At 56.5% G+C, this 24,098-nt stretch carries 20 protein-coding genes; 11 read left to right on the top strand and 9 right to left on the bottom strand.

Going from position 1 to position 24,098, the window contains the following annotated elements:
- Nucleotides 1-182 precede the first annotated feature (182 nt).
- The gene (locus BLP65_RS12365; RefSeq protein WP_092997634.1) at nt 183-1,799 is read left to right on the top strand and encodes an ABC transporter ATP-binding protein; all 1,617 of its coding nucleotides are present in this window, start codon (nt 183-185) and stop codon (nt 1,797-1,799) included.
- Here BLP65_RS12365 and BLP65_RS12360 read toward each other — a convergent pair.
- The 3 genes from BLP65_RS12360 to gloB form a co-directional block, all read right to left on the bottom strand.
- Nucleotides 1,796-2,140 carry a hypothetical protein gene (locus BLP65_RS12360; protein ID WP_092997631.1) on the bottom strand — a complete coding sequence of 115 codons (345 nt, stop codon included), beginning with the start codon at nt 2,138-2,140 and terminating at the stop codon, nt 1,796-1,798. The genes BLP65_RS12365 and BLP65_RS12360 overlap by 4 nt on opposite strands.
- Before the next feature lie 17 nt (nt 2,141-2,157).
- Entirely contained in the window at nt 2,158-3,837 is a 1,680-nt protein-coding gene (locus BLP65_RS12355; protein ID WP_092997627.1) for a lytic transglycosylase, read from the bottom strand.
- Nucleotides 3,838-3,957: 120 nt separating this feature from the next.
- On the bottom strand, nt 3,958-4,767 hold the full coding sequence (gloB, locus tag BLP65_RS12350; RefSeq protein ID WP_245688320.1) for a hydroxyacylglutathione hydrolase: 810 nt from the start codon (nt 4,765-4,767) through the stop codon (nt 3,958-3,960).
- 38 nt (nt 4,768-4,805) lie between these two features.
- On the opposite strand from gloB, the gene BLP65_RS12345 reads away from it, so the two are divergent.
- From BLP65_RS12345 to dnaQ, 3 genes are all read left to right on the top strand, one after another.
- Entirely contained in the window at nt 4,806-5,594 is a 789-nt protein-coding gene (locus tag BLP65_RS12345; protein WP_092997624.1) for a methyltransferase domain-containing protein, read from the top strand.
- Nucleotides 5,595-5,669: 75 nt separating this feature from the next.
- Nucleotides 5,670-6,134 carry a ribonuclease HI gene (gene rnhA, locus BLP65_RS12340; protein ID WP_092997621.1) on the top strand — a complete coding sequence of 155 codons (465 nt, stop codon included), beginning with the start codon at nt 5,670-5,672 and terminating at the stop codon, nt 6,132-6,134.
- A gap of 109 nt (nt 6,135-6,243) precedes the next feature.
- Nucleotides 6,244-6,975 carry a DNA polymerase III subunit epsilon gene (gene dnaQ, locus BLP65_RS12335; RefSeq protein ID WP_092997618.1) on the top strand — a complete coding sequence of 244 codons (732 nt, stop codon included), beginning with the start codon at nt 6,244-6,246 and terminating at the stop codon, nt 6,973-6,975.
- Nucleotides 6,976-7,491: 516 nt separating this feature from the next.
- Here dnaQ and nuoI read toward each other — a convergent pair.
- The 3 genes from nuoI to BLP65_RS12320 form a co-directional block, all read right to left on the bottom strand.
- Nucleotides 7,492-7,980: an NADH-quinone oxidoreductase subunit NuoI gene (nuoI, locus tag BLP65_RS12330; RefSeq protein ID WP_092997614.1), complete on the bottom strand. Its 489-nt coding sequence runs from the start codon at nt 7,978-7,980 to the stop codon at nt 7,492-7,494.
- 188 nt (nt 7,981-8,168) lie between these two features.
- Nucleotides 8,169-8,642, bottom strand: a complete 474-nt coding sequence (locus BLP65_RS12325; protein WP_175452558.1) for an AP2 domain-containing protein — start codon at nt 8,640-8,642, stop codon at nt 8,169-8,171.
- A 196-nt stretch (nt 8,643-8,838) separates the two neighbouring features.
- Nucleotides 8,839-9,321: a MarR family winged helix-turn-helix transcriptional regulator gene (locus BLP65_RS12320; RefSeq protein ID WP_092997811.1), complete on the bottom strand. Its 483-nt coding sequence runs from the start codon at nt 9,319-9,321 to the stop codon at nt 8,839-8,841.
- A gap of 393 nt (nt 9,322-9,714) precedes the next feature.
- On the opposite strand from BLP65_RS12320, the gene ectA reads away from it, so the two are divergent.
- The 3 genes from ectA to BLP65_RS12305 are packed head-to-tail and all read left to right on the top strand — an operon-like array spanning nt 9,715 to nt 11,913.
- Entirely contained in the window at nt 9,715-10,212 is a 498-nt protein-coding gene (ectA, locus tag BLP65_RS12315; RefSeq protein WP_092997608.1) for a diaminobutyrate acetyltransferase, read from the top strand.
- Between the two features lie 22 nt (nt 10,213-10,234).
- Complete coding sequence (ectB, locus tag BLP65_RS12310) at nt 10,235-11,515, top strand: diaminobutyrate--2-oxoglutarate transaminase (RefSeq protein WP_092997605.1); 1,281 nt, start codon at nt 10,235-10,237, stop codon at nt 11,513-11,515.
- On the top strand, nt 11,512-11,913 hold the full coding sequence (locus tag BLP65_RS12305; RefSeq protein WP_092997602.1) for an ectoine synthase: 402 nt from the start codon (nt 11,512-11,514) through the stop codon (nt 11,911-11,913). The genes ectB and BLP65_RS12305 overlap by 4 nt, the downstream gene beginning before the upstream one ends.
- A gap of 197 nt (nt 11,914-12,110) precedes the next feature.
- On the opposite strand, the gene narL is transcribed toward BLP65_RS12305, so the two are convergent.
- The 3 genes from narL to BLP65_RS16970 form a co-directional block, all read right to left on the bottom strand.
- Complete coding sequence (gene narL / locus BLP65_RS12300; protein ID WP_092997599.1) at nt 12,111-12,767, bottom strand: two-component system response regulator NarL; 657 nt, start codon at nt 12,765-12,767, stop codon at nt 12,111-12,113.
- A 3-nt stretch (nt 12,768-12,770) separates the two neighbouring features.
- On the bottom strand, nt 12,771-14,711 hold the full coding sequence (locus tag BLP65_RS12295; protein ID WP_092997596.1) for an ATP-binding protein: 1,941 nt from the start codon (nt 14,709-14,711) through the stop codon (nt 12,771-12,773).
- Between the two features lie 127 nt (nt 14,712-14,838).
- Nucleotides 14,839-15,189: a hypothetical protein gene (locus BLP65_RS16970; protein ID WP_175452545.1), complete on the bottom strand. Its 351-nt coding sequence runs from the start codon at nt 15,187-15,189 to the stop codon at nt 14,839-14,841.
- On the opposite strand from BLP65_RS16970, the gene BLP65_RS12290 reads away from it, so the two are divergent.
- The 4 genes from BLP65_RS12290 to narH all read left to right on the top strand — a co-directional run bounded on the left by BLP65_RS12290 (nt 15,098) and on the right by narH (nt 24,093).
- The gene (locus tag BLP65_RS12290; RefSeq protein ID WP_092997593.1) at nt 15,098-16,360 is read left to right on the top strand and encodes an MFS transporter; all 1,263 of its coding nucleotides are present in this window, start codon (nt 15,098-15,100) and stop codon (nt 16,358-16,360) included. The two genes, BLP65_RS16970 and BLP65_RS12290, sit on opposite strands and share 92 nt — an antisense overlap.
- 540 nt (nt 16,361-16,900) lie before the next feature.
- Nucleotides 16,901-18,514 (top strand): MFS transporter, encoded by a 1,614-nt coding sequence (locus BLP65_RS12285; RefSeq protein WP_092997590.1) that lies wholly within the window; start codon nt 16,901-16,903, stop codon nt 18,512-18,514.
- A 222-nt stretch (nt 18,515-18,736) separates the two neighbouring features.
- A complete protein-coding gene (locus tag BLP65_RS12280; RefSeq protein WP_092997587.1) occupies nt 18,737-22,492 on the top strand; it encodes a nitrate reductase subunit alpha in 3,756 nt (1,251 codons plus the stop codon).
- Nucleotides 22,493-22,542: 50 nt separating this feature from the next.
- Complete coding sequence (gene narH, locus BLP65_RS12275) at nt 22,543-24,093, top strand: nitrate reductase subunit beta (protein ID WP_092997584.1); 1,551 nt, start codon at nt 22,543-22,545, stop codon at nt 24,091-24,093.
- Nucleotides 24,094-24,098 lie beyond the last annotated feature (5 nt).

Here is a 24,098-nt window from a genome sequence, read left to right as displayed (position 1 = left end):
AAGCGAACTGCCGGGTTCGAACCTGTCCTGTGGCTTCGAGCCGGCGTGGTCGCCTGCTGCGGGACCGTTGGCCGCAGGGATGTGGCCATTGAGCGTACAGGAATCGATCCACAGCGTGTCCCGGCTCGGGAAAGGAGCAGGTTTCACCTTTGCGCTCTTTGCGCCTTTGCGGTTAATTCGTTATGAGCCAATTGTTGGAAATCGAAAATCTGTCGGTGGCCTTTGGTGTTCCCGGGGAACGCAGTGAGGTGGTGCACGGGGTCAGCTTCTCGGTTGGCGAAGGGGAGAAGGTCGCGCTGGTAGGCGAGTCCGGATCGGGAAAGTCCGTAACTGCGCTGTCCGTGCTGCGCTTGCATGATACGAGCCAGACCGATTACCCGACCGGCCGGATTCTCTTTGAAGGGAATGACCTGCTGAAGGCCCCTCAAAAAGGGATTCGCAGGGTCCGCGGCAGGGATGTGGCAATGATCTTTCAGGAGCCGATGACCTCCCTCAATCCGGTCTATACCATCGGCGACCAGCTCATGGAGCCGGTCATGCTCCATGAGGGCCTGGATCCCGTGAGGGCCAAAAGCCGCATGCTCGAACTCCTCGATATGGTCGGTATTGCGGAGCCCGAGAAACGCTTCGATGCCTTTCCCCACATGCTCTCGGGGGGGCAGCGCCAGCGTGTCATGATAGCCATGGCCCTGGCCTGCCGGCCCAAGCTGCTCATCGCCGATGAACCGACCACCGCCCTGGATGTGACGATTCAGAAGCAGATCCTCGAGTTGCTGAATCGTCTCCAGCGGGAGTTCGGCATGGCGATCCTGCTGATTACCCATGACTTGAACATGGTGCGCCATTTCGCGCAGCGTGTCTGTGTTATGCAAAACGGCGAACTGGTGGAGCAGGGCGGCGTAGCCGAGTTATTCGATAAGCCGAAACACCCCTATACCCGACACCTGTTGGGCAGTGAGCCGGAGCCGCTGCTGAAGGGTGAAGACCGTGACGCGCTTGCGGCCAGGTCGCCGGTGATGTCGGGTGACAGCGTGCGTTGCTATTTTCCCATCAAATCCGGATTTTTTCGCAGGCAGGTAGGCGAGGTGCGTGCAGTCGATGATGTCTCCCTCGCCATCCGACCGGGTGAAACTCTCGGCATTGTGGGTGAGTCAGGGTCCGGCAAGTCAACGTTGGGTATGTGCCTGTTACGCCTGCAGAGTTGTGAAGGCGAAATCCGCTTCAGGGGTCAGCGCCTGGACTCGCTCAACGGTCGCCAGCTGCGTCCGTTGCGTCGGAATTTCCAGGTGGTGTTCCAGGACCCGTATTCATCACTGTCGCCGCGCATGACCGTTGCACGGATCCTCGACGAGGGTCTGCGGTTGCACTTTCCCGATCTTTCCAGGGACGAGCGGCGCCGGCGTGCCATCAAGGTACTGGGAGAGGTTGGGCTCGAGGAGTCGATGCTGGATCGGTACCCCCACGAGTTTTCCGGCGGACAGCGGCAGCGGATTGCCGTCGCCCGGGCGGTGGTTCTGGAGCCGGAGATGCTGGTGCTCGACGAGCCCACCAGTGCTCTGGACGTTTCGGTACAGAAGCAGGTACTGGAGCTCTTGCGTGACTTGCAGCGCCGTCATCGGATGAGTTATCTGTTCATCTCCCACGACCTGCGCGTGATCAGGGCCGTAGCCCATCGTGTTATGGTGATGCGCGAGGGGCGTGTGGTGGAGGAGGGCGAGACGGAAAAGGTCTTTGATCATCCCCGTCACGAGTATACCCGCACATTGCTGGATGCGGCGCTGTTGCGCGACATCGGTTAGAGCTCGGCTTCGGTCGGTCTTGTTATGGAATTTATGGGAACGCGATTCATTTGGGTGGAGTGATGGAAGAAGGTAAAAAAGATGTTGACCTGGTCCGCTGTCTCTATTGCGGGCGGGATATCCCCGATAATCACCCCAATTGCATGCATTGCGGAGCGCCATCGCACTTTCAGAAGCGGGGCCGCCTCGACGTGCAGAAGAAATTCATCATCTATTTCATCATCCTGACCATCAGCGTACTCCTGCTCGCCTTCCTCCTGCCACGATAGGCAAAGGCTGCGGTTGCCCATGATGCCCACCAGCGACAGACTCTCGGCCACCAGCCACCAGCCACCAGCCACCAGCCACCAGCCACTAGCTAGATACTGTCCGCCTGCTTGGTAACGTCCACATACAGCGTGAGGCTCTGTCCCGGCTGGAGGTATTTCTTTCCCTGCAGGTTATTCCAGCGTTTCAGGTTATCCACGCTCACGCGAAAACGTTGGGAAATACGAGAGAGTGAATCGCCGCTGCGCACGGTATAACCAATACGCTGACGGGTGCTCTTTTCAAAGGGATGGGCGAAATTGACCGGGTTGGCGTTGGACGCCTGCTGTTGCTGGTTCCGGGTCCAGAGCGTCAGGGTTTGGCCGGGACGCAATAGATCTCGCGGTGCCATACCGTTCCATTTGGCAAGGGTACGCACGCTCACTCCGTAACTGCGCGCGATGTCCCACAGCGTATCGCCATTTTGAACGTGGTGCTTGATCTTCTTCCCTTCCCGATCCTTGTCCTGAAGTTTTGCCAGGCGCTGGTCGGCACTCAGGTTGTAGCGATCGAGGTCCTTCCGGGCAACGGGAATAACCAGGGACTGGCCTGCGCGAATGGTGTGGCTGTTGAGGTCATTGACCTGTTGTATCAGGTTCACGGTGGTTTTGTAGTGCTGGGCGATTTTGCCGAGATTTTCGCCAGAGCGTATCCGGTGGCGAGTCCAGGTGAGTCGCTCGTTGGCGGGGTAATCCTTCAGCTTTGCCAGGAAACTTTCAGATTTTTCCAAAGGTAGCAGCAATTTGTGAGGGCCGTCGGGGGCAGTTGCCCAGCGGTTGAATCCAGGGTTGTAGCGATAGACGTCTTCGATGGGAAGCTCAGCCAGCTCTGCCACCAGGTCCAGGTCGATTTGGGAACCGACATCCACTCGGGCGAGATAGGGGGTATTGGAAATGGGCTTCAGCGTTACGCCGTGCCGTTCCGGATCCGCTACAACACGACTGATCGCCAAAAGCCGCGGTACGTAGCCCCGGGTCTCATCGGGCAGGTTCAGAGAAAAGAAATCGATCGGTTTGCCTTGCTGCCTGTTGCGGCGAATGGCTTTCCCCACCGTGCCTTCACCGGAATTGTAAGCCGCCAGGGCCAATAGCCAGTCGCCATCGAACTTCTGGTGGAGGAATTCCAGGTAGTCCAGTGCGGCGCGGGTGGCCTCTGCCACATCACGGCGCCCGTCATACCACCAATTCTGTTGCAGGCCGAAGCGATGCCCGGTAGCCGGGACAAACTGCCACAGTCCTGCTGCCCGGCCATGGGAGTAGGCGAATGGCTGGAATGCACTCTCCACCACCGGCAGTAAGGCGATTTCCGTGGGCATGTCCCTCTCCTCGATGGACTCGACCACCATGTGAAGGTAGGGCTCGGCCCGTTCGGCTACCCGATCCAGGTAGCTCTGGTGGCTGGCATACCAGTTGATGTCCGCATCGATATGGGCGTGTTCGATTGCGGGGAGCCGATAACCGCTGCGCAGGCGATCCCAGAGATTTTCCGGAGGTCCAGCCGGCTCTGGAAGTGATTCAGCGGCTTGTGTCGTCGATTCCAGGCTTACGTGTACCGGTTCGGGCGCTACGGGCGTGGGCTGCCCGGACCCGGACGTTGAAGTTGTTACCGGTTCACGAGTTTCCGGTTCCGCTGTTTCCGTAAGCGCCTGCTGGAGAAGGCAACCCGAAAGGGTAAGGGGAAGCCAGGAGAGAGACAGGACACGCAGGAAAGATTGTTTGATAGGCTTTGGCATGGCGAAATAGTAAAGAGGCCCCCTTGCGGACGCAACCCCAGGTTCGTTGTACTTTTATGGGTGGTTAGGGGACGTATACTGCGGGATAGGCAGAGGTGTGACTGTGAAGCCGATCACCTCTCAATCGAGAGTATCTTTCCAGTGCCGGACCACGGCAAAGACTTCGGCGCCCGAAGTGAGGGGACGGCCGGCAAAACGCTCCGCCGATGCTTTCAGCTCCGGATCGTCGTAGCGAAGGAAGGGATTGGTCATGCGCTCCAGCCCCAGGGTTGACGGGACCGTCGGTTGGCCTTTATCGCGCAGGTGTCGAGCTTCCACCTCCCGGTCCCGAATATCCGTATTATCCGGTTCCGCTGTCCGGGCGAAAGCGAGATTGGCCAGGGTATATTCGTGGGCACAGTAGACGAGGGTCTCGTCGGGCAGGACGGCGATCTTTTCCAGGGAGGCATGCATCTGTTGCGGAGTGCCCTCGAAAAGCCTTCCGCAACCGCCTGCAAACAGCGTATCACCGCTGAACAGCAAACCGTCGCCGTAGTAACAGGCATGGACTCGGGTGTGGCCGGGCGTATCCAGAACCCGCAAGGCGACCTCTTCACCCAGACGGATGATGTCGCCCTCGCTTACCCGTTGGTCGACCATCGTGATACGCTCATCCCATGGGCCATATACCGGGACCGGATAGCGATGGAGAAGGTCTCGAATCCCGCCGGTATGATCGCCGTGCAGGTGGGTGACGAGAATGGCGGATAGCTCAAGGCCATCGCGCTCCAGGACCTTGATCACCGGATCGGAGTCGCCCGGATCCACTACGGCGACACGGCGGCTGCCGGCTGCACCGATGAACCAGATATAATTGTCATCAAAGGCGGGAACGCCTTGTATCCGGATACCCATATGCTGGATGTTGGCAGTGGAACCGTAGCCGGTCAACTCCGGGGTTTGGCAGTAAATTGCTCTAAATGTGCAGCATGAGAAATCGGCTTATCAAAAACCAATGTACTCCAGACCATACTGCCTGGCAGGAACTCAGGGATTGGTACGAAACATCGCTTGGGAAGCTGTTGCTCAAGCAGGAGCAAGCGGTACTTGATGCGGTGCTGTCCAATCTGTTTGGCTATCACCTGCTACAGGTGGGGAGGCCTAATTCGCAGGACCTGACCCGATCCAGCCGCATAACGCATCGCATGGAACTGGATCTCGACCCGGATACAAAGGTGGAAACCCCCGGCGGTGTTGAGCGCTGTATCGCCGAACACCACCAACTGCCGATGCTATCCGACAGCCTGGATCTGGTGCTTCTGCCGCATGCGCTCGAATTGAGTGCAGAACCCCATCAGGTGTTGCGGGAGGTTGAGAGAACGCTAATCCCGGAGGGACATGTCGTCATTCTCGGTTTCAATCCACTGAGCCTGTGGGGAATCCGCCGTCTGGTCACCGGATGGCGCGGCCGTGTGCCCTGGTGCTGCCAATGCTATACGCCGACCCGGGTGAAGGATTGGTTGGCACTACTCGGCTTTGATACGGTAGCGGTTCGCGGCTATTTCTTTCGACCTCCTTTTTCGCATCAGGGTCTGATGGAGCGCCTTCAGTTCGTCGAGCGTGCCGGTGGACGCGGTAGTCTGATGCTGGCCGGCGGCTATGCCCTGGTGGCGAAAAAACGTGTCACGACGTTGACACCGATCCGGCCGCGCTGGCGACCGCGGCGCGCATTGGTCGCCAATGGATTGGCCAAGCCGAGTGTGAATAATTCCCGGTAACTTGCTTCACGGCTGTAAGGGCATGTATCTGCGTGATCGTGCCGTTTTGGATGGCAACTGGAAAAGCCGATTTTGATGAAAGCCGATTGCGACAATAACGATATCGTAGAGATATTTACCGATGGCGCGTGCCGTGGAAATCCCGGCCCGGGAGGCTGGGGAGTGGTTATGCGTTACCGCGGAAAGGAAAAAGAGCTCTTCGGTGGTGAAGCCGAAACGACCAATAATCGTATGGAGCTTACAGCAGCTATCGCCGGACTTCGTTCGTTGAAGCGGGCGTGTCGGGTCAGGCTGACCACTGATTCCCAATACGTCATGAAAGGGATCACCGAATGGATGCCCAACTGGAAGATCCGCGGGTGGCTCACTGCCGGCAAGAAACCCGTCAAAAATGTGGATCTTTGGAAACAGCTGGACGAAGCCCTGATTGCGCACGAAGTGGAATGGGAGTGGGTCAGGGGACATACGGGCCATCCCGAGAACGAAAGGGCGGATCAACTGGCGAATCGCGGCATCGACGAGCTGGTACTCGGCAAATAATTGATGGATTTTCGATTCACCGCAATAAGGCACAAGGAACAGCCAGGCAGGCTCCAGTAACGCCTCGCGCTCCTTGCGGTTAACCAATCACTAAACCCCGGCAGAGACCATGCGACAGATCGTTCTTGATACAGAAACCACCGGTCTGGAGTACCGCGACGGCCACCGCATCATCGAGATTGGCTGCGTCGAGTTACTCAATCGCCGGTTGACGGGTAATAACTACCATATCTATCTGCAACCCGACCGGCTGATCGACAGTGGGGCCATGGAAGTGCATGGCATTACCAACGAGTTTCTTGCCGACAAGCCCCGTTTCAAGGATATCGTCGAAGATTTTTTGGCCTATATCCAGAGTGCGGAACTGGTCATTCACAATGCGCCGTTTGACGTCGGTTTTATCAACAACGAATTGACGTTGCTTGGCCGTACGTCGGGCGGTGTAGGGAAGCTCTGCAGCGTACTGGACACGCTGCTTCTGGCTCGACGGCTCCATCCCGGTCAGAAGAACAATCTCGATGCCCTCTGCAAACGTTACGGTATCGACAACACGCGCCGTGATCTGCACGGGGCACTGCTCGATGCGGAGATACTGGCCGACGTTTACCTCGGAATGACCGGCGGGCAGACGGCGTTGTCGCTGGGTAGTGGAACGGCCGGCACGGACTCCTCGGCCGAAGTTGGAATTCGCAGGGTTACCGCCGAGCGCCCCACCCTGAAGGTGGTACGGGCGACGGATGACGAACGCACTGCACACCAAGCGGCTCTCGCAGCAGTGGAAAAAGCGGGCGGCTCCTGCGTCTGGAAAGAGCTGGAGCAGCCGGAACTCACCGAAGCTTGACTCATCAGTGGTTGCCCGACTATTCCTCGGCCGAACAGCGCTGGATCAGTGCCGGGATTCCTATCGACCGATGTGCGGGGGTTCAGTGCCGGAAAAGAATGTCCCCGGTTAGGTATCGTTTTGACAATCACGGTCTATACTTCGGTTGAGTTGCCTGGAACTGTGCGTTGAGCAGTCCAGGACTCCCCAAGTTGGTTGTTGCCGTGTTTCCTCCCCTGCGCAATGGCGCAAACTGTGTAGCCCTGTTCCCCCGCAGGGCTTTTTTTTTGGTGCGCCCTGCAAGGTGGGATCAGATGGAAGGAAGTCAGAGGCACATGCGCCGCCACCTTGGCTAAATACGTGTTCCTATGCATGTAGGAGCGACGGAAGTCGCGATAACGCCGAATCGCGGTTTCCGCCGCTCCTACATGTATCTCGGTATGTCACCAAAGGAGCGTGTTGGACACGATTTCGGAACAGCTATTTTAAGCGCCTGTATTGACGGGCCAGGATGCTGCTACGCTTGGGATTTTCGAGTTACCGGTAGGGCGCATCCTCCGCACGATCGGTAGCAATCTGTTCTTCGTGGCGCCGGCCCATCTCCAGTAGTGCCTCTTTGCCGATGATTTCGTCGCCCCTTTTTTCGAAATGGAATTCATAGATCCGTGTCAAAACGACCGCATCGACCGGGCATGCCTCTTCACACATCCCGCAATAAATACATTTGAACAGGTCGATGTCATAGAGGGTTGTGCGGCGGGTACCATCCTCCCGCTCGGCTGATTCGATGGTAATGGCCAGGGATGGACAGATTACTTCACACAGTTTGCACGCAATACATCGTTCCTCGCCATTGGGGTAGCGACGAAGCGCATGCAGGCCGCGAAAGCGGCGTGACTGCGGGGTTCGCTCTTCGGGGTATTGGATCGTTACCTTCCGGTCCACGAATCGCCGGCCGGTCACCGAAAGGCCACTAAACAGCTCGGAGAGAGTGAGGCTCTTGAGGAAAGCAGCGATGCGGCTCATGAAATCCCTGCCGGTCTACGGATATTCAAAATCCGTGCAGTTCGGAGATTGTCATATCCTGGCCCGCGAATCCCTCGGAACCATGTCCAGCTTGGCAGCATATCCTTGTTCTCCTCCCAGAGTTGTTTGCCGGGATCCGGCCAAACGATCGTGGTGGGGGATTGGTCGCCAAAGGCCTAACGGCCCCATTACTGGGGCCGTCGCGGCGTACTCTCTTTCAGGATCTCCTCTACGCGGGCTTGCCGAAAATCCACCGCTTGGCGGAAGGCTTCGCGCTTGCCCAGTTTCTTGACCGAGAAGTATTTGTGGCGTTGCGGGCCGCCCTTGGTAGGGCACCAGGAGGCAACGTAGGCTTGGCTGACCGAATTGCCTCGCTGTTTTTCCACGTAATGGACACCCACCACACCGGACGAATTGCTCTTGAACGAAGTGCATATTCTCCGGCCGGCGTCGGCATGTTCCCCGAACAGTCGGCGGCGGAGTTCGTCCCGGTAGGCGCGGGCGGCGGTGATTGCTTTGCGTTTACCGCCGTATTGTCCATCGGAAAACAGCTTTTGGTGCAGCTTGCCATCCTTGACTACCCGAACCCAATAGCCGCGAACCTTCTCATGTTCCATCCGTGTGATGTTGCGGTTTGCGGGGTTCTTTCTGCTCAGTTTCATCGCACCATGCATCATGTTGGTTTTCCATCCATGCCCCTTCTTATAGTCCCTAAACTGGGGCAATTCAAAAGTGCCAGGGTTCCGTGGGGTATTAACAGGTAAATTAGCCTGGATCTGCTATTAATTACTTGTCGTGACGACTATTTGCCCATGGCTGACGCTTCACTTTCAGGGGATATCCGTCCCCATCGAAAGGTTAGATGGAAAATGGGCCGTTGAGTTCGTCAGTTTCGAGAACGGGAGCGGCATCCAGCTTGTAGGCGTCCATCATGCCCGCGACACGTTGCAGCGATGAGAGAATGAGGTTCTGTTCCCAGTCGGAGAGTTCGCTGAAGGCGCGAATGAAATGCTCCTGAAGGAGGGTAGGGGCGCTGGCGAGCGCCTGCTCACCAGCGGTGGACAGGCTGACGACTACCCGGCGTTTATCAGTGGTACTGCGGCTTCGCGTTACCAGATTCTTGCGCTCGAGGCGGTCGAGAATGGTGGTGACGGTCCCCTGACTGACATTCACCAGGCGTGCCAGTTCGCCTACGCCCAGCGGGCCATGGCGCAGGATCGCCTGGAGCGTCAGTAGCTGGGGACCGGTGAGCCCGGAGCGTTGCATCAGCTGTCGTGATTGCAGATCGATGGCGCGGATGATTCGCCGCAGGGCAACCAGGACTTCCTCGTGTCTTTCCATGGCCATGGGCGCGATTATAAGAGGTAAGTGTATTGAGTTCAAAATATTTCTGTTCAAAGCAAATATCGTTTTCCTCGACCAAAAAGGGTGCTGAAACTGGGCATCCGACGAATTCATAGGCGAGCGGAGTGTTCGAAAAAAGGTGTCGAGAACGTGGACAAAGCTGATGCTGAGAACAGAACGCCTCTCTTCCTCTAAGCGATTTCAGTTGCTTACAAATGGTGTGCTCGAAAAAAGGTCTTGGTGTACGACTTCCCACAAGCCTGGCGGAGCCCCGGTTGAAACTCACAAGCCCAAGAACGTATAATACTCAAATCTCGGGCACCGGCCGGACTGTAGTGCTTGATTGTTTTGAAAACAAAGTGAAATCCGCAACTCCGGGAACCTGAAAACATGGAATCAAAAGTAGCGGAGGGGTTGCAGTTGAGAGAACCGGTTCTGGACGACGGAAAGGCCGTCCACGACCTGATCAGTAATTGCCCGCCTCTCGACTTGAACTCTACTTACAACTATTTCCTTCTTTGCAGCCACTTTTCCGAGACCTGTGTGGTTGGGGATCAGGACAGTACTATCCTGGCTTTCCTTTCCGCTTACCGTCTTCCCAAGTCGCCCGAAACCCTGTTCGTCTGGCAGGTGGCAGTTGATAGTGCCCTGAGAGGGCATGGGATGGCAGGTCGTATGCTGGAGGAGGTCTTGGCGCGCCCGGCGTGTCACGGCGTGCGCTATATCGAGACTACCGTGTCACCCTCCAATACCTCGTCCCGCCGGTTTTTTGAGCGCTATGCTGAAAAGCGGCAGCTCGGCTGGCACGAAGAAACCTTCCTGGCGGAGGAGCAATTCGGTGGCGAAGGCCATGAATCCGAAGTGCTGTTCCGCGTCGGACCTTTTTAAAACCATAACCAGGGAAACCGCCATGAGAATTTTCGAGCAACTTGAATCGGAAGTGCGCGGCTACGTTCGTTCGTTCCCCACTATTTTCAAAACTGCCAAAGGCTCATTCCTTTGGAACGAGGACGGAACCAAATTCATCGACTTTTTTTCCGGTGCCGGTACGCTGAACTACGGCCACAACAACCCGATCATCTCCCAGGCCATGATCGAGCACCTGCAAAATGACGGTATCGTTCACGGTCTGGACAAGGCGACAGTCGCCAAAAAAGAGTTCCTGCAGACCTTCTACGACAACATTCTTGCGCCGCGGAACCTGGAGTATAAGGTCCAGTTCACCGGGCCGACCGGCACCAATGCCGTGGAAACGGCCCTGAAACTGGCGCGCATGGTCAAGCGCCGCTCCAACATCATCGCGTTTACCAACGGATATCACGGCCTGACGCTGGGCTCGTTGGCGGTGACCGGTAACACCTTTTACCGGGATGAGTTCTATGGGATGCGGCTCAATGCCGACCATATGCCGTTCGACGGCTACTTCGGTCCGGACGTGAATACTGTCGATTACCTGCGCAAATTCCTTTCGGATAATTCCTCGGGTATCGATTTGCCGGCCGCGGTGATCCTGGAGACGGTGCAGGGCGAGGGCGGCATCAACGTCGCCTCGGTGGAGTGGCTACAGCAGCTGGCCGAACTGTGTCGCGAATTCGATATCCTGCTTATCGTCGACGATATCCAGGTGGGCAACGGCCGTACCGGAAACTTCTTCAGTTTCGAGCGTGCCGGTATCAAACCGGACATGGTAACCGTGTCCAAATCCATTGGCGGTGGCATGCCGCTGGCAATGCTGCTGATGCGTCCCGAGTTGGATCAGTGGAAGCCGGGCGAGCATACCGGCACCTTCCGCGGCAACAATCTGGCCTTCGTCGCAGCCACCCAGGCGCTCTCTTACTGGGAGAACGACGATCTGACCGAAGCGGTGAGATACAAGGGACAGATCATGGAGCAGGAGCTCAAAGCCATTGCCGAGAAGTACCCGCAGCTGATATCCGATGTACGCGGTCTGGGCATGGTATGGGGACTGGAGATCCCGCGCTCCGGCTTCGCTGGTGAGATCGCCAAGGAGTGCTTCGAAAACGACTTGATCATCGAGTTGGCCGGTAGTGAAGACCAGGTGGTCAAGTTCCTGCCGGCGTTGACCATCGAGGAGGAAACACTGCGCGAAGGGTTGGCTGTTATCGACAAGGCCATCGGTGACCTGCTCCAGAAGAAAGAAGATCTGCGTACAGGGGATACTCACCAATGATCGTAAGGACCCTTGACGATATCCGGGGCACGGATCGGGAGGTCGAGGCTGAAAACGGCAATTGGGTAAGCCGCCGTTTTCTGCTGCGCAAGGATGGAATGGGATTCTCGTTCAACGAAACCATCATCCGCGCCGGTACCGAAACGCATATCTGGTATCAAAATCATCTCGAGTCAGTGTACTGCGTCGCTGGTAATGGTGAGATCGAAGATCTGAAGACGGGCAAGATCTATCCCATCAAGGATGGCACCATGTATGCCCTGAACGAGCATGACGAGCATCTGCTGCGCGGGGGTACTGAAGATATGCGCCTGATGTGCGTCTTTGTTCCGCCGCTCACAGGACGCGAAGTGCACGATGAAAATGGTGTCTATCCGGCGATGACCGACGACGAATAGGTAAATGGTACACCAGCAGTAAAAAAGCCGGGTCGCTGTAGCGGCCCGGCTTTTTTATTGGGTTAACCTCCAATGGAACAGTCAGGCCGTACATTCAGCCCAAAAGCTTCCATACCGCTTCTGCCCTAAAATGCACGGCCTGCACTCCGAAATAGACAACCGAATAGCCCTCTGTGTTCTCAGTGGTGAATTGGTTGCTAGTGCGGTACGCCCTTGCTGACCGCCAGTACCGCCGCTTCAACACGCGAGCGCAGGTTGAGTTTTTTCAGCAAGTGTTTGATATGCACCTTGACCGTACCGACAGTAATGTCGAGTTCACGCGCGATGAGTTTATTGCTCATTCCCCGGGCGATCAGGCCCAGAATCTCCCGTTCCCGGTCGGTCAGTCCGGCTTCCGACGGATTGCGTGGCCGGTTGTCTTCACGCAGCGCCTTGGCAAGCAGTTCCGTCAATCGATCACTGATGACAAGTCGCCCCTGTGCGGCGGTCTGGATATTCTCCAGAATATGTTCCGGCTCCATGTCCTTGAGAAGATAACCGTCGGCACCTGAGCGCAAGGCAGTGACAACATCTTCCTCGTGGTCGGAGACGGTGAGCATGATCACGCGTCCTTCTATGGAATCCTCGGCTTTCAATGCCTTGAGGGTTTCAATACCGTCCATACCTTTCATGTTCAGGTCGAGAAGAATGATGTCCGGCGCGAGTTCCTTCGCCTTTCGAATGCCCTCCTCACCGGACGAGGCCTGGCCGATACACTCCAGGTTCTCGTCCATCGCGATCAGGTCTTCCACTCCCTTGCGGAACAGGGGGTGATCATCAATGACGAGAATCGTATTCTCGGTCTTGTCATGCATTTGCTATCCAGTCTCGGTTTCAGTTTCAGTTTCGGATTTGGTAACAGGTCTGCGGGTCGATGGCAGGAAATTCAGCTCGACTCGGGTTCCGCCCTCGGGTTTGGAATTGATCGTAACATCACCCCCGAGGATCTGGGCGCGTTCTTCCATGATCGCGAGCCCATAGTGCTGACGACGCTGAGGAGAGGGAGGGATCCCCTGACCGTCATCCTCGACCACTACAGTGACATAGCCGTCGTCATTCGAATCGAGCGTGATGGCAGCGTGTGTGGCCTGGGCGTGCTTTATTACATTCCCGATAGCCTCCCGCACCAGTTGCAAGGTGTGGATCTCCTCGTTGGCGGTGAGCTGTGCACTGTAAAGCCGGTCATGTAGTTCGACTGTGACGTTACTGCGAACTGCGAACTCACGGACCGTCTCCTCCAGCGCCTTGGAGAGACCATGACCGTCCATTTTGAGCCGGAAGGTGGTCAGTAGTTCCCGCAATTGCCGGTAGGCACTATTCAGGCCTTCGCGCAGCTCTTCCACCACCGCCTGCGCTGACTCCTTGCCGTCCGGTTTTTTGAGCGCCGCGTGGATACGGCTTACCTGGATCTTCAGGTAAGAGAGGGACTGGGCCAGGGAATCGTGCAGCTCACGGGCGATTACGCTCCGCTCCTCCAGCAGGGCCAGACGTCGTGATTCCGTGTCCCGTTCGGCAATGGTGATTGCGTTGGCGATATTCTGGGCCACGGTTTCGATCAGGCGGATTTGCCAGTCGGCGAGTCGCTTTCCTGGCGGGATTTCGATAAGAAGCACGCCATGATAATGGTTCTGGTCGCGTATGGGGATGGATATCACCCGGAGATTGTCGCCACGACCTCGCGGCACATCGATCAGGTGCGTTGTCCCGCCTCCGAAGCAGTTAATGCATTCGGGAGGGTTGCAGAGGTCGGGTAGGCCCTGTTTCGGGGTTCGGGTCGATGCCAGCTTGAGCGCCCGTATGTCATTGTGCTTGGTCAAACAGATGGTGCCCGGGCCGGTACCGACCAGTTTGCGAATGTCTTCCAAAAGAAGACGGTACGTTGATTCTGTCAACGGACCGGCATTCAGGAGCACCGAGGTGTTGTACAGCAGTTCCAGGGAGCGATTGCTATGCTCCAGATCGGTTGTCTTATCCCGTACGCGGGCTTCCAGATCGGCGTACTTGCGGGAGAGGTCCGCCGACATGACGTTGAAGGCATTGCCGAGGCGGCCCAGTTCGTCATCACTGGTATGGGAAACGCGTCCCGAAAAATCTCCATGACGCGCTTTTTCCGCGGCCGCCAACAAGTCTCTGAGCGGGATAAGAACATCTGTATGCATCAAATGCATGGTGATGAAGACGACGGCAAGCGTCAGGAAAAGAGTCACTACCTGGATAATGCGCAGCCGCTCGATCTTGGCCTCGGCGGCGTTTTCGATCAATTTAACAAGGTAATCGACCTCATTGAAAAAGTCTGCCAGCTTTGCCAGATAAAATTTCTGGTAGGTGGCAATGCGCTCGTCTCCGATTTCCCCGAGCCGATAACGATCGACCAGTTCCTTCGCTTCCGAAATCAAGGGTTCTATGCGTTCGTGCCACTTCGATTCGACAGAGTCGTACGTAGCCCGTAACGGATCGTCGCTCGATTTGGGAAGGGCGCGGACCAGCCGGTTATCTTTCAGGCGGCTGATGAACTCGTCGGCGGCGGCCTGAACCTGGGGGTATGTGCCGTAGGCCCCGTTTTGATAATAGAGAATGGCGGTGGCGACCCGGTAGGACTGCATACGCAGCGAGCCGGCCTGGTTGATGGCGCTGGCATCCCCCTTGCCGGTTTCTGCGATGAAGACCGAGCTTAGCATCCCCAGAAAGGCAAGGGTGGTGATCGTCGACAGTGCCAGGCCAAGGCGCAGCAGCAGTGAGCGCTTCAGGAAATGGCTCATCGGGTTCTTCGCAGATTATCGGAAAGGATTCTTGAGTTGAGCCATGATAAGCCCATGCGGATTCGAATTGAAGCACCGGCTATTAGGGAGTACCTCGAAAGGTTGTGATGCCTGCGAGAAGCCGCTTTTAGATCAGGGTATCGAGGCGAAAAACGGGTAATACCATGAATTCACGGTTCCTGTTTCGTTTGAATCGATTGGATTCCAGCCTGTTCATGGCTTGATGTACATCAAGGTGGTAGTTGTTGTAACCCATTACTTCTTTATGGGTATTGCGGGTGCGTGGCGCCTGTTTTGTCCGCCTTGCGATCCGTTTGCCTACCATTGTAGTGTCGCGCAAAAGTAGCTCCGGTCGGCATTTCAACCAATTAACCAGGGGATAAGTCATGGCATTATCACGTGAACAGATAATGACGGTCACCATGAATACTACGGCGTTCACCGTATGTTTCGCGGTGTGGACGATGTTTTCCGTCATAGGCATTCCGATCAAGGAAAACCTGGGGCTGAGTGATACCGAGTTCGGTATCCTCGTCGCCACGCCCATCCTCACCGGCTCTCTGGTGCGGCTTCCTCTTGGTATGCTTACTGACAAGTTCGGCGGGCGTATCGTGTACTTCTTGCTGATGGTTTCCACCATCTTTCCCATCTGGCTGATTTCGGTATTGACCAGCTATTGGGCGCTACTGTTATGTGGTCTATTCGTGGGGCTCACCGGCGGCTCCTTTTCGGTGGGTATTGCCGCCACGGCGCGCTGGTTCGACAAGAAGAATCAGGGTTTTGCCATGGGTATTTTCGGGGCGGGCAATGCCGGCGCCGCGGTGACCAAGTTCGTGGCGCCCACCCTGGTGGTGGTGTACGGCTGGACCTCCGTGCCGCAGGTCTATGCTGCTGCCATGACCATTATGGCCATTTCCTACTGGTTCCTCACCTATAAGGAACCGGCGTCCCACACCGCGGGCAAGAGCATCACCATCAAGGAACAGTTGGCTGCTCTCAAGGATCCGACGGTGTGGAAATACTGCCAGTACTATTCTCTGGTCTTTGGGGGGTTTGTCGGTGTAACTCTGTGGATGACCAAATACTATGTGAGCGAGTACGGGCTCGGTATTCAGGTGGCCGCGTTGATGGCCGCTATCTTCGTTTTGCCTTCCGGCGTGATCCGGGCGGCCGGGGGCTGGTTGTCCGATCGGTTCGGGGCTCATACGGTCACCTGGTGGGTGATGTGGACGAGCCTCGCCTGTCTTTTTGTCATCGCCTTTCCGGACACTACGGTCTCCATTACCACCCTTTCCGGCGACCCGATCGTGATGGATTTGGGTGTCAACATGTGGGTATTCACCGCACTGCTGTTTATCGTCGGCATCGCCTGGGGATTGGGCAAGGCCTCGGTATTCAAGTACATCTCCGACGAATACCCGGACAATATCGGTGTTATCTCGGGCATTGTCGGGTTGGCCGGCGGACTCGGCGGATTCCTGCTGCCCATTCTGTTCGGCATACTGGTCGATGTGTTCCAGTTCAACACGGTCGTCTGGTGGCTGCTGTTCGGCATCACGCTGGTGTCGCTGATGTGGATGCATTACTCGGACGAACGGGCGACGGATCGCCGGCTCAAGGCCGAGGGAGAAGCAGAAGGGATACGTTAACTCCTCTCCCAATCCTTACCTGTAAGAGACACGCGCAAAAACGCGGAGTTCGCAGAGGCCGGGCGCGAAAGCACCAACATCTTGGTGACTTTTGGCCTCTGCGCTCTCGGCGCCAGCCGGGACATCGTCCTGGACCGCCTCGTTTCCTGCCTGACGAAAACCACTGCGGATCCCTCTTTTCATCAATCCAGGCTGGCCCCCGGTCGACAGCCCGAGTGCGACCCTGCGGGTATCGAAAGCGCCGGGACAGGACAGGGGCGGCACGATGAGATACCACCAAAAAGCCGGTTTGGTGGTGGGGCTTTATATGAAAGTCTTGTGTTCTTCGTAAATCATTGAATTTACTTGAAAAGTTTAATATATCCCGCTACCACTCAGGTGGTAGAACCTGTCCAGAATCCTCTTTTTGCCCTCTTGTCAGGGTTCTCCACATCCTTAAACTCGGCAGGCATAAAGCAGTCGCAGAAAATTGACGGCTTGATAAAAGGCACTTATGTGTCGGGTTCGATCGCCTGCAGAACTACACAGAGGTAAAACGCCATGGCTGATCTACAAGAGTGGAACGTTGAAGATCCAACGTTCTGGGAGAAGACCGGGAAACGAGTCGCTAATCGGAACCTGTGGATATCGATTCCCAGTCTTCTTTGCGGGTTCGCGGTATGGCTCTACTGGGGCATCATTACTGTACAGATGCTTAATCTCGGTTATCCCTTCGAGGCGGCCGAGCTATTCACGCTGTCGGCGATTGCCGGCCTTACCGGCGCAACACTGCGCATTCCCAGCAGTTTCTTCGTTCGCATCGCCGGCGGTCGCAACACCATTTTCTTCACGACCGCGCTGTTGATGATTCCGGCCCTGGGAACGGGGTTGGCGCTGCAGGATAAAGACACGCCGCTGTGGGTGTTCCAGATTCTGGCGTTCCTGTCCGGTTTCGGCGGCGGCAATTTTGCCTCGTCGATGTCCAACATCAGCTTCTTTTTTCCCAAAAAGTCACAGGGGCTGGCGCTGGGCCTCAATGCAGGTTTGGGTAATGCGGGCGTGACCACCATGCAGATCCTGGTGCCGCTGGTGATGACCGTACCGCTGTTCGGTGCCTTTGGCGGTGCCGGCATGGAACTGCAGAGCACCTCCGGAACGCTGATCGGCAAGATCCCGGCGGGTACCACGACCTATATCCAGAACGCAGGCTTCGTCTGGCTGCTGTTCCTGGTACCGCTGGCCTTCGCGGGTTGGTTCGGGATGAACAACATCCGCACCGAAGAGGTCTCGCCGCACATCGGCTCTCCATTCAGTGCCTTCGGTAAGATCATCGGCCTGCTGATCATCGGCTTCATCACGGCGGCCTTGGGTCTCTACATCATACTCCCGGAACCGGTGGGTCTGGGTGCCCCGGGTTGGGCCAAGTGGCCGGTCATCGTGGGTATCCTGTTCGCCACTGTAATGCTGATGAAGATGATCCCGGGCGACATCAAGCCGAACCTGCAGCGTCAGTTCAAGATCTTCGGCAATAAGCATACGTGGATCATGAGCGTCATCTACACCATGACCTTCGGGAGCTTCATCGGCTACTCCGCCGGCTTCGCCCTGGCCATCAAGGTGGTGTTCGGGTTCCAGCATGTCGAGGTAGACGGCGTGATGACCCACGACCTCGTGAACCCGAACGGCCCCTCTGCCCTGATGTACGCCTGGATGGGCCCCTTTATCGGTGCGTTGATTCGCCCTGTGGGTGGCTGGATCTCCGACAAGGTCGGTGGTGCCAAGGTGACCCAGATCGTTGCTGTCATCATGATTGCTGCGGCCCTGGGTGTTGCCTACTACATGCAGGCGGCTTACGCCTCGGCGACTCCGGAAGAGTACTTCGTACCCTTCTTTATCCTCTTCCTGGTGCTGTTCGGGGCTACAGGTATCGGCAACGGCTCGACCTTCCGCACCATTGCCATGGTATTCCCGAAAGAGCAGGCCGGTCCGGCCCTGGGATGGACCTCGGCAGTTGCTGCCTACGGCGCCTTCATCATTCCTCAGGTGTTTGGCGAGCAGATCAAGGCTACGACCCCGGAAAATGCCCTCTATGGGTTCGCTGTCTTCTACCTGATTTGTCTGCTTCTGAACTGGTGGTTCTACCTCGGTCCGAAAGCCGAGATAAAGAATCCTTAATCGTTAACCATCGTTCCAAGGAGCGATGGAACCAAATGCCGGAGCAGGTTCTCAGAGTCTCTGATGAGTTCCCTGGACGGACCTGCTCCCATTCTTAAACGCGAACAGAAGTAACCCATGAGTCACTTGCTCGACCATGGGTCCACTTAAACCCCATAAGAACCCGACCACAGAAGCTTTGCTGGTCGAGATCACAAGTGCCCAAGGCAGGAGACAAGAGCGATGAGCCACTTCCTCGACAGACTGAAATTCTTTGAAAAAATTAAAGATACCTTTTCCGGCGACCATGGGATCGTGACCAACGAAGATCGGCAATGGGAAGATGCCTACCGCGGCCGCTGGGCGCATGACAAGATTGTACGTTCCACACACGGTGTGAATTGTACTGGTGGCTGTAGCTGGAAGATTCACGTAAAAAATGGTCTGGTGGCGTATGAAATGCAGCAGACCGATTACCCGCGTACTCGCCAGGACTTGCCGGATCACGAGCCGCGAGGCTGTCAGCGTGGCGCTTCTTATTCCTGGTACCTGTACAGCCCGCAGCGCATCAAGTACCCGCTGATTCGCGGCCGCTTGCTTGATTTATACCGCACTGAACGCAAATCCGGGAAAGACCCCGTGGAGGCATGGTCCACGATTCAGGCTGATGCCAACAAACGCAAGCAATACACCGCCGTGCGTGGTCTGGGTGGCTTCGTGCGCGCCGACTGGGAAGAAGTGAAAGAAATCGTTGCTGCAGCCAACGTCTTCACCGCCAAGAAATATGGCCCCGACCGTATTTTCGGTTTCTCGCCCATTCCTGCAATGTCGCAGATCTCCTACGCTTCCGGCGCACGCTATCTGTCTCTGATCGGTGGCGCCTGCGGTTCGTTCTATGACTGGTATTGCGATTTGCCAGCAGCCTCCCCGCAAACCTGGGGTGAGCAGACCGACGTGCCGGAATCAGCTGACTGGTTCAACTCTACTTATCTCATCGTTTGTGGTTCCAGCCTGCCCACCACACGTACACCGGATGCACACTTTGTCTCCGAGGTGCGTTACAAGGGTGCGAAGGTCATCTCCATGGCACCCGATTACGCCGAGTACTGTAAGGCATCGGACCTGTGGATGCCGGTCAATCCGGGTACCGATACCGCAGCCTTCCTGGCGATGGGTCATGTGGCACTGAAAGAGTTCTACATCGACAATCAGGACCCCTATTTTTCCGAATACGCTCGCAAGTACACCGACCTGCCCGTTCAGGTAATGCTGCGTAAACAGGGTGACGGTTATGTCTCCGATCGCTGCCTGCGTGCCTCCGATCTGGATGGTGCCCTTGGTGAGACCAATAACCCTGAATGGAAAACCATCGTTTATGATGAGAAGTCGAAGTCCTTCGTAGCGCCGAACGGCTCGATCGGATTCCGTTGGGGCGAAGAGGGCAAGTGGAATCTGCTGCCCAAGAATGCGGCCACTCAAGAGGAAATCGTCGCTCAACTCTCTTGTGTTGATAGCAAGGATGACGTTGCTTCCGTCGGTTTCCCGCACTTCGAACCTGGCGAAGGTGACTTGCTGTACCGTAACGTACCTGTGCGCAAGGTGAAGCTGGCCAACGGCGAAGAAGCCCTGGTTGCGACCGTTTTCGATATGCAGGTTGCCCAGTATGGTATTGACCGCGGTTTGGGCGGTGACAATGTAACCAGTGATTACAACGACGCCAGCGTGGCCTATACCCCGGCCTGGGCGGAAAAGGTCACCGGGGTGAAAGCTGCCGATATTGAACGTACCGGTCGCGAATTCGCCTATAACGCCTCCAAGACCCAGGGTAAATCCATGGTCATCATGGGTGCGGCGATCAACCACTGGTATCACAACGACATGATGTACCGTGGTGTGATGAACCTGCTGCACCTCTGCGGTTGTGTAGGCCAGTCAGGCGGTGGCTGGGCCCACTACGTGGGACAGGAAAAACTGCGTCCGCAGGCAGGCTGGGCACCCATTGCCTTTGCTCTCGACTGGCAGCGTCCGCCCCGCCACATGAACTCCACCTCGTACTGGTACTTCCACACGGATCAGTGGCGCTATGAAACTCTGCGTCCCGATGATCTCACCTCACCTGCCGGTAAGGGCAAGTACAAGGGGTATTCATTGGCCGATTACAACGTGGCCGCCGTTCGCATGGGCTGGCTGCCATCCGCGCCTCACTGGAACACCAATCCGCTTGATCTGGTTTCAGAAGCCGAAAAGGCTGGTGCCACCGATGAGGCTGGCATTGCTCAGCACGTGATCGGCAAACTGAAGGATGGATCCCTGGATGTGGCGTTCGCCGACCCGGACAACCCGGTCAACTGGCCGCGCAATCTGTTTGTCTGGCGCGCCAACCTGATCGGTACGTCCGCCAAGGGACACGAGTATTTCCTCAAGCATTTGCTCGGTGCACAGAACGGCGTGCTGCAGGAATCCGGCGACGGGCGTGAAAACAAGCTGGTTAAATGGCACGAAGATGCACCGATTGGCAAACTGGACCTGATGGTGGATATCAATTTCCGCCTGAACTCCACTGGCGCTTACTCGGATATCGTTTTGCCGACTGCCACCTGGTATGAGAAGAACGATCTCAACACCACCGACATGCATCCCTTCATGCATCCGCTGTCGGAAGCCGTATCCCCGGCGTGGGAGTCCAAGTCCGACTGGCAGATCTTCAAGAACATCGCCAAGACGTTCTCGGAGCTGGCGGAAAAGCATCTCGGTACCCGCAAGGACCTGGTTGCCCTGCCGATGCAGCACGACTCGGCATTCGAGATGGCTCAACCATTCGGTGAAGTCAAGGACTGGAGCAAAGGCGAATGTGATCCGGTTCCGGGCAAAACCATGCCGCTACTCAAGGTGGTCGAGCGAAATTTTGCCGACACCTACAGAAAGTACATTGCCATCGGCCCCCTGATGGTCAAACTCGGCAACAACGTCAAGGGTCTCGACTGGAATACCGAAGAAGAGTACGAACAGCTCAAGGTGATGAACGGCGGAGTCAAGGAGCCGGGCGTCTCCCAAGGCATGCCGTCGCTGGAAGAGGACATCTTCGTCTGCGATTCGGTGATGCGCCTGGCGCCGGAAACCTGCGGTGAAGTCGCTCACAAGTCCTGGTCAGCGCTGTCCAAGAAGACCGGTATCGACCATCACCATCTGTATGCTGCACGGCAAGAGGACAAGATCACCTTCCACGATATCCAGGTGCAGCCGCGTAAGATCATCACCGCGCCGACCTGGTCGGGTATCGAGTCCGAAACCGTCTCTTACACTTCGGGTTATACCAATATTCATGAGCATATCCCGTTCCGTACCCTGACGGGTCGCGCGCACTTCTACCAGGATCACGAATGGATGCTCGACTTTGGTGAAGGTTTCTGTGTCCATAAGCCACCCCAAGACATGAAGTCCTTCAACAATCTTTCGCCGGATATCGCGAAAGACAAGCACATCAAACTGAAATGGATTACGCCGCACTCCAAGTGGGGTATTCATTCAACCTATCAGGATAACCATCGCATGCTGACGCTGTTCCGCGGCGGTCCCTATGTATGGATTTCCGAGGTTGATGCCAAAGCCGCCGGTATTGAAGATAACGACTGGGTCGAGGCCGTCAACGCTAACGGTGCAACCGTTGCTCGTGCGGTAGTTTCGCAGCGCGTATCGCGCGGCATGGCGATGATGTACCACGCCCAGGAGAAGATTGTGAACGTGCCGGGTTCCAATACCACCGGCAAGCGTGGCGGCATTCTCAATTCTGTTACACGAGTCGTAATCAAGCCGACCAACATGATTGGTGGCTACGTGCAGCTGGCCTACAGCTTCAACTATTACGGCACAGTGGGTTGCAACCGTGATACCGAGGTGATTATGCGAAAAGTCGCCGACAAGGATATCGATTGGCTGGAAGGTGCACTTACTCCAGATCGGGAAGCGCAACTCAACCCGCCCGGTATTGGCAGTCGTTAGTCGTCGTGTGAACTGGGTCATTCGTGAACTGGATATATTAGGAGAAACCTATGAAAGTACGTGCACAATTCGCATTTGTCTTTAATCTCGACAAATGCATCGGCTGCCATACCTGCTCGGTTACATGCAAGAACACCTGGACCAACCGCAAGGGTGTGGAATACGTATGGTTCAACAACGTTGAGTCCAAGCCCGGCATCGGCTATCCGAAGCAGTGGGAAAACCAGGAGAAATGGAAAGGCGGCTGGACGTTGAACAACGGCAAGCTGGAGCTGAAATCCGGCGGGCGTATGTCGAAGCTGTTGAATATCTTTGCCAACCCCGATCTGCCGGAAATTGACGACTACTACGAGCCGTTCACCTACAACTACGCACGCCTGCAAAATGCGCCGTTGTCCGAGGCAGCGCCGACGGCACGCCCGCTTTCGATGATCACAGGCGACCCCATGGAAAAGATCACCTGGGGGCCGAACTGGGAAGATGACCTGGCGGGTGAATACGCTAAGCGTGGCCAGGACAAGAACATGGACGACATCCAGAAGGAGATGTATGGCCAGTTCGAGAACACCTTCAATCTCTATTTGCCGCGTATCTGCAACCACTGCATGAACCCGGCCTGTGTGGCAGCCTGCCCTTCCGGTTCGCTCTACAAGCGCGAAGAGGACGGCATCGTGCTGGCCGATCAGGACAAATGCCGTGGCTGGCGCTTCTGCATGAGCGCATGCCCCTACAAAAAGGTGTTCTACAACTGGGAATCCGGCAAGGCCGAAAAGTGCATCGGTTGCTACCCGCGTGTCGAGTCCGGCATGCCGACGGTCTGCTCCGAATCCTGCGTCGGCCGCATTCGTTACAACGGCATCATGCTTTATGACGCCGATCGCATCGAAGAGCTTGCCAGTACGGAAAATGACCAGGATCTGTACGAAGCACAGTGCAACATCTTCCTCGATCCCAACGATCCGGAAGTGATTGCGGCAGCCAGGGCAGAAGGGATCAACGAAGACTGGATCCAGGCAGCCCAGAAGTCGCCGATCTACAAAATGGCCATCGACTGGAAAATTGCCTTCCCGCTGCACCCTGAGTTCCGCACTCTGCCGATGGTCTGGTATGTACCGCCGCTTTCACCGGTCCAGTCCCAGATCGACCAGGGCAACCTGCCGGTTGGTCCGGACGGTGCGATCCCGGAGGCGGGGACCCTGCGTACGCCGATGAAGTATCTTGCCAATCTGTTCACCGCAGGTAAGGAAGAGCCCGTTCTCAGTGCAATGAATCGCCTCATCGCCATGCGCAGCTATCAGCGCTCGGTGCATGTCGAGGGCGTCGCGGATACACGGCCTCTTGAAGCTGCGGGCATTACGGAAGAGCAGGCCAAGGAGATGTACCGCTACCTGGCGATTGCCAACTATGAAGACCGTTTCGTTATTCCTACCGGTCACGCAGAGGAGCGGATGGAAGACGCCTACGGTTTCCAGGGTCAAAACGGGTTTACCTTCGGTAACAGCTCTTCGTCGGGCATCAATACGATCTCCCTGTTTCCGCGGCGGCGCAAGGAAACACCAGAGCCGGCTGACCTGGCTCCGCCTGCAGACAAGAAGAGCTAGGAGGA

This window comes from Thiohalomonas denitrificans (assembly GCF_900102855.1).
Taxonomy (GTDB): domain Bacteria; phylum Pseudomonadota; class Gammaproteobacteria; order Thiohalomonadales; family Thiohalomonadaceae; genus Thiohalomonas; species Thiohalomonas denitrificans.
Note: the sequence above shows the minus strand (reverse complement) of the source record. Positions and strands in the feature narration are given on the sequence as shown.